The following is a 13,501-nucleotide window of genomic DNA, read 5'->3' as shown; positions in this document are numbered from 1 at the left end:
CCGCGGCAGGAGGCCGGGTGGGGCTCGGGTCAGGCGATCGCGCCGGCCGCCCGCGCGATGGTCATGACGTACTGGCCGTAGGGCGACTTGGCCAGCGAGCTGCCCAGGGTGTACGCCTGGTCGGCGTCGATGAACCCCTGGGCCAGGGCGATCTCCTCGAGGCAGGAGATGCGCACGCCCTGGCGGTGCTCCAGCACCTTGACGAACTCCCCCGCCTCGAGCAGCGAGTCGTGCGTGCCGGTGTCGAGCCAGGCGAAGCCACGGCCCAGGTCCATCAGCGACGCGCGGCCCTGCTGCAGGTACAGGTTGTTCAGATCGGTGATCTCGAGTTCGCCGCGCGCGCTGGGCTGCAGATCGGCGGCGTACCGGACCACGTCGTTGTCGTAGAGGTACAGCCCGGTGATGGCCAGATTGCTGGCCGGCTGCGCCGGTTTCTCCTGGATGGACAGCAGCCGGCCGGTCTCGTCGATCTCGCCGACGCCGTACCGCTCCGGATCGCGGACCGGGTACCCGAACAGGACGCAGCCGGTGTCACCCGAGACGATGGATCCGGCCGCCTGCTGCAAAGTGGCCGAGAAGCCGTGTCCGTAGAAGATGTTGTCGCCCAGCACCAGCGCGACCGGCTCGTCGCCGATGTGGGTGGCGCCGATGCGGAACGCCTCGGCCAGCCCGTTCGGCTGCGGCTGCTCGGCGTAGGTGAGGGTCAGACCCCAGTCGGCTCCGTCACCCAGCAGTCGCCGGAAGCCGGCGTTGTCCTCCGGGGTGGTGATGACCAGGATGTCGCGGATCCCGGCCAGCATGAGCACCGAGAGCGGGTAGTAGATCATCGGCTTGTCGTAGACCGGCAGCAGCTGCTTGGACACCGCGCGGGTCACCGGGTGCAACCGGGTCCCGGCTCCACCGGCCAGAATGATGCCCTTCACCGCACTGCCCCCGTCTGCTCGACTGCTCGATCCGCGCCGGGACCGAGAGGTCCCAGTGCCGCCCGGTCACCGTATGCAATCACGGTATCTCGTTCGGTGATCACTTCCCGGCGCGCCCGCCGACCATACCGGCCCGGCGCGCGTGATCGACCCGGCCGGACGGGCTCAGGGAGCCGTCCGGCCCGGGTCGGTGTCCGGCCGTGGAGCCCGCGACGGCAGCGCGGCGCCCCGCCCGACCCGGACCGACCGGCCCGCGGCCCACCCGCGCAGGCCGAGACCCACCCGCAGCAGCGCCCGGACCGGGGCCTGCCACGGGCGCGGGTAGACGCCGGCCAGGTACCGGTAGGCGCTCTCGTGGTGGGCCCGGGCCATCCGCGGGGCGTGCGCCTCGGTGGCGTGACCGCCCAGGTGGCGGGCCCGCGCGGTCGGGCAGTACAGGTTGGTCCAGCCGGCCAGGCCCAGCCGCCGGCCCAGGTCGACGTCCTCGAAGTACATGAAGTAGCCCGGGTCGAATCCGCCCACCGCGTCGAAGGCGCTGCGACGCAGCAGCAGGCAGGCGCCGGACAGCCACCCCGCGGGTCGCTCACCGAGTTCGGCGTGGTCCTGCCGGTAGGCGCGGGTCCACGGGTTGCCCGGCCACACCCAGCCCAGCGCCGCGTGCCCGATGCCGGCGCCGATGGTGGGCAACCGCCGGGCCGACGGGTAGACGGCCCCGTCGTGCGTGGTGATCAGCGGCCCGACCGCACCGACCTCGGGGTGCCGCTGGGCGGCGGCGACCATCTCCCGCACCGCGCCTGGCTCCAGCACCACGTCGGGGTTGACCACCAGCACCCAGGGCAGCTGCGGGTCCAGCACCGCGGCGCCGGCGTTCGCGGCGCGCCCGTAGCCCAGGTTGCCGCCGGTGCGCAGCAACCGGACCCGGGGCCGGTGCGCCGCCGCCTCGACCGAGCCGTCGGTGGACCCGTTGTCGGCCAGCACCACCGGGGCGTCGGCGGCACCGGCGGCCGGCAGCGAGTCGAGCAACGCCGCCAGGTGCTCGCCCGGCGAGAAGGTGACGACGACGACCCCGACGCCGAGCTCGGGGCGGCCCCGGCCGGCAACGGCCGCGGGCCGGGGGGTGGACCCCGTCGCGGGCCCTCGGGTGGGCCCCGTCGCAAGCCCCCGGGCGGGCGCCGGGCTGGCCGCCGGGTCCGGCTGCTGCTCGGTCACCGGCCGACCGCCTCGGTGACGGCGCGCCGGTACGCGTCCAGGTGCGCACGGGCGCTGGCCGGCCAGGTGAACCCGGCGGCCCGCTCCTGGGCGGCCGCGGACAGCGCGGCGCGCCGGTCGGGCTGGTCCAGCAGCTCACCCAGCACCGCGGCGATGTCCCCGGCCCCGGTGCCGCAGTAGGCCACGGCGTCACCGCCCACCTCGGGCAGCGACAGCGTGCGGGTGGTGAGGACGGCGGCGCCGCAGGCCATGGCCTCGAGCACCGGCAGCCCGAACCCCTCGCCCAGCGACGGGTAGGCGACGACCTCGGCGCCGCCGAGCAGCCCGGGCAGCAGGTCGAACGGCAGGTGCCCGGTCCGGATCACCCGCAGCTCCGGCGGGACGGCGGCCAGCGCCGGCTCGATCGACCGATCCCAGCCGGGCGCGCCGGCCAGCACCAGCGCGGGCGGATCCGGCCGGTCGCGGCCGACCCGCAGGTAGGCCCGGATCAGCGCGGGGACGTTCTTGCGCGGCTCCAGGGTGCCCAGGAACGCGATCCAGGACCGGTCCCCCAGGTCGAGGTGCCGGCGGACGGCGTCGATCCGGTCCGGTTCGGGGGGTCGGAAGTGGGCGTCCACCCCGTGATGGGCGACGACGAGCCGGTCGCGGTGGGCGCCGACCAGCCGTGTCAGCTCGTCGGCGGTGGCCGCGCTGGGCACGACGCAGACCGCGGCGCGGCGCAGCGACAGCCGGGTCCAGGACCGGAAGAACCGGCCCTTGACGCCGCCGTGCAGGTGCCGGTCGGAGAAGAAGGTGGCGTCGTGCAGGGTGACCACCACGGGCACGTCCGCGGCCAGCGGCATCGTGTAGTGCGGCGAGTGGATGACGTCGGCCCGCACCCGGCGGGCCAACCGGGGCAGCCCGGTCTGCTCCCAGGCGAGCCGGGCCGGGCGGCGGGTGAGGTCCGCGGCGGCCGGCACCACTTCGGCGTGCGGGGCCAGCGCGGCGAACACCTCGGTGTCCCGGTCCTGGCAGACGACGGCCAGGTCGGCGCCCTCGCCGTCGAGCGCGGCGGCCAACTGGTCCACGTAGCGACCGACACCACCACGTTCGGCCGGCACGGCCGTGGCGTCCAGCAGGATCCGCGGGGTCGCCCCGTGCCCGCCGTGGTGACCGTGGCCGATGGCAGCGCTCCCGTTCGTGCGGTCGGGCTGCTGCCGTGCGGAGCGGGCCCTGGATCGACCCGGCGGTTCCGGGCGGGCGCCAGGGTAGCCGCCGGGGACCGACCGACCGTGCCTCCCGCGCCGGGCGGGACTCGGGCTGATCGGTGGCGGCACCGGCCGGGGGTCAGCCGGCGGGAGTGGCTCCGTGCAGCCGCCAGGTGGCGCGGGCGGCCCGCTCCCAGTCGAAGTCGTTCGCGCGCCGCCGTCCGCGAGCGATGAGCTCGGCCCGCGCGGCAGGCTCGACGAGCAGGTGCTCGAGTGCCCCGGCCAGGGCGGGCACGTCCCCGCGCGGGACCACCAGCGCCGCGGGAGCCTCCCCCGGCGAGCCGGCCAGCTCAGCCAGCGCCGGCGCGTCCGAGCAGACGACCGGGGTACCCGCGGCGAAAGCCTCCAGCACCGGCAGTCCGAACCCCTCGGCCCGGGACGGCGCCACCAGCACGGTGGCGCCGTCGAGCACCGCGGCCAGGTCCCGGTCGTCGACCCGTCCGAGCAGGTGCAACTGTTCGACCGGGATGCCCACCGCGGCCGCGGCCCGCGGCACGTCCACCCCGCCCCAGCCACCCGGCCCGACCACGGCGAGCGCCGGCCCGCCCGGGCCGCTGTGCCCGGACAGTCGTCCCACCGCGTCGAGCAGCACGTCCAGGCCCTTGCGCGGCTCGAGGGTGGCCACGCTGAGCAGGTACCGCTCGGGCAGACCCAGGCGGGCGCGGCGCAGCGCGGCGTCGGCCGGCACCGGCAGGGGCGTCACCCCGTGGGGGACCACCGTGATCCGGTCGGCCACCGCGGGCAGCACCTCGGCCAGGCTGTCGGCCACCGCCCGCGACGGCACCGAGACCGCGCGGGCCGACGGGGCCACCCGGCCGATGATGTCGCGGTGCCAAGCGGCGCCGCGGGGGGTCAGCGTCTCGGGGTGCGTCCACGCCACCGTGTCATGCACGGTGATCACCAGGCGTTCTCGCAGGTCGGGGGCCAGTGGGGTGGTCGCGTGCACCGTGTCGGACCCCGGCCGTCCTGGCCCGCCGGCGGTCCCCCACCACGGCCGGCCGGCCCACCGTCCCGACGCCCAGCCGTGCCGCCACGCCTCGGCCAGCACCCGGGACCCCAGCGGCAGCCGCTCAGGCAGCCGGACCCCGGGCAGCCGGGCCGCAGTCAGGTCCCGGTGCCAGGCGGTGACCGTGCGCAGGTGCCAGTCCGGCGGGACGGTCCCGGCCAACGCGGCGGTGAGTTGGGCGGCGCTGCGCCCCGTCCCACCGGGGACCGGGGCGAGCAACTGTTCCAGGACGACGGTCAGCCGAGGCATGCCCGGCAGTCCAGCACACGCCGCGGCCGGGCCCAGGTCGGTCTCGACCCGGGGACCAGGCCCGGGGATCAGGCCCGGGGATCAGGCCCGGGGATCAGGCGAAGCCGGTGGACGCGCTCCGCGCACGCCAGGCGTCGACCTGGGCCCGTTCCGCCGCGCCGACCCGGTCGTACCCCTCCAGGGCGTCCGCGCCGAGCAGCAGCAGGGTCGGAGCCGGGTCGGCCTCGACCGCCTCGATGATCAGCGCCGCGCCCTTGGCCGGGTCGCCGGCCTGGGTGCCGTCGGTGCGGTCGTGCTCCTTGCGGCGCAGCCCGGCGGTCGGCGCGTAGTCCTCGATGGCGGTCGCGGACTGGGTGAGCGAGCGTCCGGAGAAGTCGGTGCGGAAGCCGCCCGGCTCGACCACCGTCACGCTGATGCCGAGCGGACCGACCTCCTTGGCCAGCGCGTTGGAGATGCCCTCCAGCGCCGCCTTGACCCCGGCGTAGTAGCCGGAGCCGGCGAAGGCCGTCCGCGCCCCGATGGACGAGATGTTGACGACGGCGCCGGAGCGACGGGCACGCATGCCCGGCAGCACGCCCTTGATCAGAGCGACCGGGCCGAAGACGTGGGTGGCGAAGAGTTGCTGGACGTCGGCGTCGTCGCCCTCCTCGACGGCGGCCCGGTAGCCGTACCCGGCGTTGTTGACCAGCACGTCGACCCCGCCGAACCGCTGCTCGGCGGCGGCCACGACCGTGCGCACCGCGGCCGGGTCAGTGACGTCCAGCGCCGCCCCGAGCGCGGTGTCCGGGTGCGCGTCGACGAGGTCCTGGACGCGGGTGGCGTCCCGCGCGGTGACGACGACCTGGTGGCCGCGGGCCAGCACCTCCTCGGCCAGGGCGCGCCCGAGCCCGGTCGAGCATCCGGTGATCAGCCAGGTGGACATGGATGCCACTCCTTCCGCCGGGCGGATCTCGTCGTCCGGCTCATCGGCACGTGGGCCGGACAGGGCGGCCCATGCGCTCAGCGTCCGCCATGGCCGTTGCCGCCGGGCGACCGGGGTGCGGGCAGAACCCACGCGGCCCGCGAACGTCCGTGTCACGCATGCCCGGTCGCTTGCAGTGATCGGTCCGAGCGAGGATGCTGCTCCATGCACGCAGGGTGACGGTTGATCACCGTCCGCAGTGCAACGGTGAACTCCGTCGACCAGGAAGCTCCAGGAAGCTCCAGGAAGGCTGCCGCGTGTCCGACCTGTCGCTGATCTCGGGCTGGGTGCCCTGGATGTTGTCCGGTCTGGCGGCCGTCGCCTTCCTGGCGCTGCTGGTGAGTCGTTCCGACCGGCGGTGGTGGCGGGTGCTGGTCCCGTCGATCCTGGTCGGCGCGATGGTGGTGTCGCTGCTGCTCGACTGGATCGTCGACGACCTGTGGCAGCCCTTCCCGGAGCCGCTGCCCATCGAGGTGACGGTCTGGGTCGCGGTGATCATCGCCGGGATCGGACTCACCGTGGCCGCGATGTTCCGCACCCGCTGGTGGCGCAAGGTCGTGGCCGTGATCAGCGGACTGGTCGTGCTGGCCGCCGGGGCCAACCTGATCAACATCCACTTCGCCCAGTTCCCCACCGTCGGCACGCTGTTCGGTGAGGTCGGGGCGGCGGAGATCGACCTGCCCACCGGCGACGGGATGGGGCCGCGCACCAACCCACCCGGACCGCTGTCGGGGACCTGGCGCGCCGAGGGCCCGCTGCCCGCCGGCGGTTCGGTGTCCGAGGTGACCATCCCGGCCACCATCTCGGGGTGGACTCCCCGTCCCGGGTACGTCTACCTGCCACCGGCCTACTTCGCGTCGAACCGGCCGGCCCTGCCCGTCCTGATGATGATCCACGGCCAGCCGGGCGGCCCGCGCGACCTGCTCACCGCCGGCCAGCTGGCCGGCATCATGGACGCGTTCGCCTCCCAGCACGGCGGGCTGGCCCCGCTCGTGGTGATGCCCGACGCGCTCGGCTCCGACCTGGACAACCCCATCTGCGCGGACACCAGCGCCGGCAAGGTCGACACCTACCTGTCGCAGGACGTGCCCGCCTGGATCGAACAGAACCTCTCCTACGACGGCGACACCGCGCACTGGGCGGTCGGCGGCTTCTCCTATGGCGGCACCTGCGCCATCCAGCTGGCCACCAAGCATCCGCAGCTGTTCTCGTCCTTCCTCGACGCCTCCGGACAGGCCGAACCCACGCTGGGCTCCCGGCAGGAGACCGTCGACAAGCTCTACGGCGGCGACGAGCAGGCGTTCCTGGCCGCGAACCCGCAGACCCTGCTGCAGGACCACCGGTACCCGGACTCGGCCGGCCAGTTCTGGGTGGGCGCCAACGACGCCGAGTACGGCCCGCAGGCGCAGGCCATGTACCAGGCCGCGCAGGCCGCCGGGATGGACGTCACCATCCACCTGGTGGACGGCTCCGGGCACGACTGGAACGTCCCGGTGACCGCACTCAGGGACGGCATGCCCTGGCTGGCCGGCCGGATGGGCATCATTCCCTCGTGAGCGATCCGCAGACGACCACCGACGGCACTGATGGGCGGAGCTCGGCTCCGCTCGTACCTCGCTCCGTCGACTCCTCCGGACTCCGCGTCACCGTGGTGGTGGTGACCTACCGCGCAGCGGGGTTCATCGGCGCCTGCCTGGAGTCGCTGCGCCGGCAGACCGTGCCGCACCAGGTGCTGATCATCGACAACGCCTCGTCCGACGGCACCACCGACGTGCTGCGCCGGGTCGCCGCCCGCGACCCAGAGCGCATCACCGTGCGGCGACTGCCGGAGAACCTCGGCTTCGCCGGTGGGGTCGCCGCGGCCGTCCCGGAGATCGACACGCCCTTCCTGGCGCTGCTCAACGACGACGCGGTCGCCGACCCCGACTGGCTGGAGACCCTGCTCGAGACGGCCGAGGCCGACCCCGAGGCGGCGGCCTGGACGTCGCTGTTGGAGCTGTCGGCCGCGCCCGGCACGGTGAACAGCTTGGGCACCACGCTGGACCGGGCCTGGTACGGCGTCGACGTGGACGGCGACGCCGACGTCGCCGCGGTCGGGCCGCAGGTGCGCGACGTGTTCGGGTTCTGCGGCGGCGCCGCGCTGCTGCGCACCGCCGCGCTGCGCGCCGTCGGCGGCTTCCCGGCCGACTTCTTCCTCTACTACGAGGACCTCGACACCTCGTGGCGGCTGCGGCTGGCGGGCTGGGACATCCGGGCCGTGCCCCGCGCCCGGGTCATGCACCGGCACGCGGCGACCAGCAACCGGCGGTCTGCCCTGTTCCACTTCCACAACGAGCGCAACCGGCTGTGGACCCTGCTGCGCTGCGCGCCGACCTGGGTGTTCGCAGTGGCCGTGGCCCGGTTCGCGGTCACCACGGGGTCGCTGGCCGGCAAGCGACTGCTGCGCCGGCCGGTGCCGGACGCGGCCAACTTCCGGATCCGGCTGCGGCTGCGGGTGCTGGCGGCGGTGCTGCGGCAGGTGCCCCGGGGGTGGGCCGACGCCCCGGGCCGGACGGTGCCGCGACGGCGACGACGGACGGTGTTCCGGGCGGCCGTGACCTCGGGCTGAGGTCCGCGGCCGCGAGCCCGGACGCCGCCGCGCCTGACCGTCGGGCGGGTGGTCGCTGGCTACGGTGGATGCGCCGACCGGGCGCCGACGCAGCCCCGGGTCGAGCATCGGGCCCCACCACCAGGACGGACGACGTGACGATCGATGTGATGCTCCCGGCCTACGGGAACGTCGACCTGCTCCGGCGCGCCATCAGTAGCGTCGTCGAACAGCGGTCGACCGACTGGCGGCTGGTGGTCGTGGACGACGCCTCCCCCGGGACCGACCTGACCGACCTGGTGACCTCGTTCGGTGACGAGCGCATCGAGTACGTCCGCAATCCGGCGAATCTGGGCATCAACGGCAACTTCCGGCGGTGCGCGGAACTGGTCCACGCGCCGGTGGCGGTGATCATGGGCGCCGATGACGAGATGCTGCCCAACCACCTCACCCTGGTCGCCGATGCGATGACCGCCCATCCCGACGCCGCCGTCGTCGAGGTCGGCGTCACGGTGATCGACGAGGACGGCCGGGAGACCCGGCCGCTGGCCGACCGGGTCAAGGGCTGGATCGCACCGTCGGTCGACGCCCGGACGGTGCTGGGCGGTGAGCCCCTGGCCGCCAGCCTGCTGCGCGGCAACTGGACCTACTTCCCGTCGCTGGCGTGGAACACGACGTGGTTGCGGCGCATCGGGTTCCGGCCCGGACTGGAGGTCGCTCTGGACCTCGTCCTGCTGCTGGACATCGTCGCGGCCGGCGGATCGATGGTGCTGGACCCCACCCCGGCCTTCCGGTACCGGCGGCACCGGGCTTCGTACTCCTCGGTCAGCGCGGCCGACGGTGCCCGCTTCGACGAGGAGGCGGCGGTGTACCGCGGCGCGGCGGACGCGTTCACCGCGCTCGGGTGGCCCACGGCGGCGCGGGCGGCCCGACGCCACCTCCTGTCCCGGGCGCACGCGGCCATGCGGGTGCCGGCTGCCATCCGCGCCGGTGACCGGAGCGGCTCGCTCCGGCTGAGCCGGTTCGCCCTCGGCCGGTGACACTGCCGCGCGACCTGCTCCAGCAGGGACGCGGGCGCTGATCGGCGGCGGGCTGCGGCGCGCGGTGCGCTGACCGCACGGCACCGCCAGCGCCCACTAGCGTCCTGGGATCGTGAACTCGCGCCACCTTCGTCACCCGTCCTCCTCGCCCCCGGCCGCCGCGGGTGGGGAGCGCGAGCCCGCCGCGCCGTCGCGGGTGGACCGCCGCAGCTCGCTCTGGATGACGATCGGCACCCTCGTCGTCGGCCTGTCCGGGTACGGGTTCCTCAGCGTCATCGGGCACGACCGGTTCGACGACGCGACCTTCGCGGCGCTGTCGGCGACCTACCTGCTGGCCAACATCCTCGGCCCCGGGGTCTTCGTGGCGGCCGAGCAGGAACTCAGCCGACGGGTCGCGACCCTCGGCCCCGGGCACGGTGCAGGGACGGTGCGCCGGCTGCTGGCCGCGACCGGTGTGCTCACCGGGCTCACCCTGGTCGTGCTGCTCGCCGCCACCCCCGTGCTGCGCAGCCGGGTGCTGGACGGCGAGCTCGCGCTGACGGGCTGCCTGGCTCTGTCGGTGGTGGGGTCGGGCGCCGTCTTCGCCCTCCGCGGACTGCTGGGCGGGCGCCGGCGGTTCGGCGGGTACGCCGTCACCCTGCTGGCGGACGGTGGCGCGCGATTGCTGGGCTGCGCAGTCCTCGCGCTGACCGGGAGCACCGACCCGGTCGGCTACGGGCTGGCCATCTGCGTCGGGCCGCTCGTGGGCGCCCTGGCCATGCTGGGCACGGTGCTGCGGTCCCGCCGACGCGGCGGTCGCCGGCCGGCGGCACCGTCCGATGCCGCGGCGGGGGCCGAGCCGCCCGTCCCGACCTGGTCCACGGTCGGCGCCGCCCTCACCGCGCTGCTGGTGACGTCGCTGCTCGGCATGGTGCTGGCCAACCTCGGGCCCGTCCTGGTCACCGGACTGGCGGTGGGCGACGAGTTGGCCATGGTGCAGGCGTTCACCGTCGCCCTGGTCATCACCCGGATCCCGCTGTTGGTGACCGGGCCGGTGCAGGCCATGGTGCTGCCCGGTCTGGCCAGCGCCGTCGCCCGGGACGACCGGCCGGCCGTCCGCCGGCTGCTGCGCACCGGTGGCCTCCTGATGGCCGGCCTGACCGTCCTCGTCCTCGCCGGCACGGCCGTGGTCGGACGCTGGGTGGTCGAGACCGTGTTCGGGACCCCTGAGGCCGGCCTCGGACTGGCCCGGCTCGAGCTGCTGGCGCTGTCGGCGCTGCTGCTGATGACCATCCAGTTGCTGCAGCCGGTCCTGGTCGCCTTCGGGCGGCACCGGTGGCTGGGCATCGGGTGGATCCTCGGTACCGCGGCGTTCCTGCTGTGCTTCCTGCTACCGCTCCCGGCGGTCGACCGCGGGGTCGTCGCCCAGCTCTGCGGGCCGGCGGTCGTGCTCACGGTGCACGGGCTGGTCGTGGCGCGCCGGTGGCGGGGCGCCGACCGGTCGACGCATGGGACGCCGGCCTGAGTCCCCGGCCGGGCCCAGCCAGCGGGCAGCCCCGGCGGCCGTCGGCGACATCAGCAGGGCGACCGCCACGGCCGCGGCCGCGCCGATCAGCAGCCAGATCCACACGCCACCCGGCGGCGCCCAGGCGACGGGCCGGAACAGGAAGCCGTCGTCGCCGGACAGTGGGTCGGTGGGCAGACCGACCGCGTACCGCTTGAGCACCGTGTAGCTCATCGAGACGGTCACGGCGACCCACACGACGAGCGTCGCGCCCGCCAGGCGGCGGCGCACGGCGTCGTCCGTCCCGGGGTTGGTGTCCCACAGCAGCGCCGCCCAGAGCACCGGGAGCAAGGTCAGCGGCAGGTTGTACCGGCCCTGCCAGATCATGCCGACCGATCGGTAGACCACCGCCGACATCACGATCGGCAGCAGCACCGCACCGGCGAGGGCCAGCAGCAGCAGCCAGCGGTGCCACCGGCCGGCGACGGCCAGCCCGCCCAGCAGCAGGGCGCCCACCACCGCGACCGTCCCCCACACCGCGAAGGTCGTCGGAGGCACGTCGTTCCAGCCCAGGTAGCCGATCATCTGGGCCCACCACCCGGCCGACGCGGCGTAGGACGCCTCCAGGCCTTCGCCGAGCGTGGCCGAGAACCCGGTCACCGAGACGTCGCGAGCCCCGGCCAACTGCTGCCAGACGAGCGCCCACGCCGTAGCGGTGGCGACGACCAGGCCGGCGAGCCGGACGTCGGTGCGCCGGGCCAGCACCAACGCGCCGCGTCCGGCCAGCACCGCGGCGAAGCCCACGAACACGGCCACCCAGACGAACGACGCGATCCTCGTCATCGCCATGAGGGACAGCGCAACGGCGGCGCACCACGCCCAGGCCCGTACCGCCGGATGGTGCGGGAACCGGGCCAGCAGCAGCAACGACGTGCAGCCCGTCACGGCGCCGGTGATCTCCCAGGCGCTGGGGTTGTAGCCACCCAGCAGCGAGACGCACACCGGCGTCATCACGGCCAGCGCGGCGGCGCGGCCCACCCACGACCGTCTGAGCAGGAGCAGGCTGTGCAGCCCGGCCGCCAGCACGCCCGCCGCGACCAGCGCGGACAGCGCCCGGGACAGGTACAACCCGGTCTCCGGCTCGAAGATCCGGATCGGCAGCCCGGTGACCAGGTAGTAGACCGGGTTGTACCGGCCTGCTGTGTTGTTGAGGTCGACCCGGTCGTCGGTGAGCGGCCAGTCCGCGCGGCAGCCGGCGTCCTGGTTCGGGAAGAACGCGAAGCAGCCCACGTTGCCCATCTCGAGCAGACCGCTCGGGAGCTGCAGGAGCGCGGTCCCGTCCGGGGTCGGTGGCGCCAGCACCTGCCCGTCCCAGACCGCCCAAGCCCGCTGGGTGTGCTGCGGCTCGTCCGGCTGCGCGCCGGGCGGCGTGAGCAGGGTCCAGGCGAGCCCCAGGACGAACAGCGCGGCGGTCAGGACCGCCCAGATCCGCCACTGCCAGCGCGGGCCGTCGCCCGGTCCCACGCCGGTCGTGTCCAGCGGCGTCGGCCGCGAGCCGTGGGCGCGGCCGTCGCCGTCCGGATCCTCCGGCCGGTGTCCGGGGCCGCTGTGGTCGTTCACCTGTGTCCACTCCCGCCCGACCGCCCGGCGGTCAGCCTGCTGCGGCTGCGGGACGGCGGTCGCCCGGGCGTCCCCTGCCGCGGCACCGTCAGTTGGTCCGGTCGTCGATCCAGCGGCAGAGCCGACGGACGCCGTCGTCGACCATGACCTCCGGCCGCCAGCCGAGCGCACGCTGCGTCTCGTCGACCGTGCACGAGGCGTGCCGGACGTCGCCGTCGCGGAACCGGCCGTTGATCTGCGGCTCGGGCGCACCGTAGATCCCGGCGATGATGCCGGCCAGCTGCAGGATCGTCGTGGCCTGCCCCGAGCCGACGTCGTACGGCACGCGGTTCCCGGCACCGTGCACGGTCCCGGCCACGATGGCGCGGGCCACGTCGTCGATGAACACGAAATCCCGCACGATCTCGCCGTCCTCGTAGACCGGGATGACGTCGCCCTGCTTGGCCAGCCGGGCGAACAACGACACGATGCCGGTGTACGGGTTGATCAGCGACTGGCCCGGTCCGTACACGTTCTGCAGCCGGAACAGCACCGGGGTGACGTTCATGGCCAGACACCAGGACGTGATGATGTGCTCCTGGGCCAGCTTGGTCGACCCGTAGACGCTCGTCGGTTCGGGGCGGACCCGATGGGACTCGAAGGGCGTGGCGGTCAGCCCCGGGAAGTCCCACACGCCGGCCTCGAGCATCGCCCGCGACCGCTGACCCGGGTACTGCTCCTGCCCGTGCTCGTCGACCCACGCCCCCTCGCCGTAGACGGCCCGGCTGGAGGTCAGGACGATCCGCTCCGGCAGCTTCGAATGACGCACGAAGGCGTCAAGCATCTCGGTGGTCCCGACGACGTTCACCGCGGCGTGCCGGGTCGCCTCGGTCAGCGACTGCCCCGTGCCCGTCTCGGCGGCCAGGTGGATGACCGTCGTCGGGGTCACATCGGCCAGCAGGGTGTCCCAGTCGGCCGCCACGGTGGCGTCACCCAGGACGAACTCGACGCGCGGATCGAGATCCGCCGGGCGGCTCCGGTCGGGGTGCACCTGAGGATGCAGATTGTCCACCACCACGACCCGGTCGAAATGGTCGGGCAGTGACCCGGACAGGGCGCATCCGATGAAGCCGGCTCCGCCGGTGACCAGGCAGGTTGACACGTTGAGATGGCTCCTTCGTCAATGGTGCTGGGAGT

The 13,501-nt window shown here is 74.5% G+C and carries 10 protein-coding genes; 3 read left to right on the top strand and 7 right to left on the bottom strand.

The features are described 5' to 3' along the window. Positions 1 to 29 precede the first annotated feature (29 nt). The 5 genes from rfbA to JL106_RS10560 all read right to left on the bottom strand — a co-directional run bounded on the left by rfbA (position 30) and on the right by JL106_RS10560 (position 5,556). Positions 30 to 923, bottom strand: coding sequence for a glucose-1-phosphate thymidylyltransferase RfbA (rfbA, locus tag JL106_RS10580; protein WP_205260667.1), 894 nt, complete (start codon positions 921 to 923; stop codon positions 30 to 32). Between the two features lie 165 nt (positions 924 to 1,088). After that, entirely contained in the window at positions 1,089 to 2,132 is a 1,044-nt protein-coding gene (locus tag JL106_RS10575) for a glycosyltransferase family 2 protein (protein ID WP_205260666.1), read from the bottom strand. After that, a complete protein-coding gene (locus tag JL106_RS10570; protein ID WP_328842033.1) occupies positions 2,129 to 3,232 on the bottom strand; it encodes a glycosyltransferase family 4 protein in 1,104 nt (367 codons plus the stop codon). Before JL106_RS10570 ends, JL106_RS10575 begins: the two co-directional genes overlap by 4 nt. 226 nt (positions 3,233 to 3,458) lie before the next feature. Then, positions 3,459 to 4,634, bottom strand: a complete 1,176-nt coding sequence (locus JL106_RS10565; RefSeq protein WP_205260665.1) for a glycosyltransferase family 4 protein — start codon at positions 4,632 to 4,634, stop codon at positions 3,459 to 3,461. Between the two features lie 94 nt (positions 4,635 to 4,728). Beyond that, complete coding sequence (locus JL106_RS10560) at positions 4,729 to 5,556, bottom strand: oxidoreductase (RefSeq protein WP_205260664.1); 828 nt, start codon at positions 5,554 to 5,556, stop codon at positions 4,729 to 4,731. A gap of 296 nt (positions 5,557 to 5,852) precedes the next feature. On the opposite strand from JL106_RS10560, the gene JL106_RS10555 reads away from it, so the two are divergent. From JL106_RS10555 to JL106_RS10545, 3 genes are all read left to right on the top strand, one after another. Then, positions 5,853 to 7,151, top strand: a complete 1,299-nt coding sequence (locus JL106_RS10555; RefSeq protein WP_205260663.1) for an alpha/beta hydrolase — start codon at positions 5,853 to 5,855, stop codon at positions 7,149 to 7,151. Then, a complete protein-coding gene (locus JL106_RS10550; RefSeq protein WP_205260662.1) occupies positions 7,148 to 8,203 on the top strand; it encodes a glycosyltransferase family 2 protein in 1,056 nt (351 codons plus the stop codon). Before JL106_RS10555 ends, JL106_RS10550 begins: the two co-directional genes overlap by 4 nt. 134 nt (positions 8,204 to 8,337) lie before the next feature. Then, on the top strand, positions 8,338 to 9,222 hold the full coding sequence (locus JL106_RS10545; RefSeq protein WP_205260661.1) for a glycosyltransferase family 2 protein: 885 nt from the start codon (positions 8,338 to 8,340) through the stop codon (positions 9,220 to 9,222). A 1,369-nt stretch (positions 9,223 to 10,591) separates the two neighbouring features. Here the strand turns inward: JL106_RS10545 and JL106_RS22025 are convergent. Both JL106_RS22025 and JL106_RS10535 read right to left on the bottom strand, forming a co-directional pair. Further along, positions 10,592 to 12,325 (bottom strand): DUF2142 domain-containing protein, encoded by a 1,734-nt coding sequence (locus tag JL106_RS22025; RefSeq protein ID WP_205260660.1) that lies wholly within the window; start codon positions 12,323 to 12,325, stop codon positions 10,592 to 10,594. An 88-nt stretch (positions 12,326 to 12,413) separates the two neighbouring features. Beyond that, positions 12,414 to 13,466 carry an NAD-dependent epimerase/dehydratase family protein gene (locus JL106_RS10535; protein WP_205260659.1) on the bottom strand — a complete coding sequence of 351 codons (1,053 nt, stop codon included), beginning with the start codon at positions 13,464 to 13,466 and terminating at the stop codon, positions 12,414 to 12,416. Between the last annotated feature and the right edge of the window lie 35 nt (positions 13,467 to 13,501).

This window comes from Nakamurella leprariae (assembly GCF_016918035.1).
Lineage (GTDB): Bacteria > Actinomycetota > Actinomycetes > Mycobacteriales > Nakamurellaceae > Nakamurella > Nakamurella leprariae.
The sequence above is the reverse complement of the archived record's forward strand: the minus strand, read 5'-3'. Positions and strand labels throughout refer to the sequence as shown.

What these genes read in the sequence shown, in the direction of transcription:
- JL106_RS10560 (WP_205260664.1), bottom strand. Translation starts at nt 5,556, where the DNA reads ATGTCCACCTGGCTGATCACCGGATGCTCGACCGGGCTCGGGCGCGCC.
- JL106_RS10565 (WP_205260665.1), bottom strand. Translation starts at nt 4,634, where the DNA reads ATGCCTCGGCTGACCGTCGTCCTGGAACAGTTGCTCGCCCCGGTCCCC.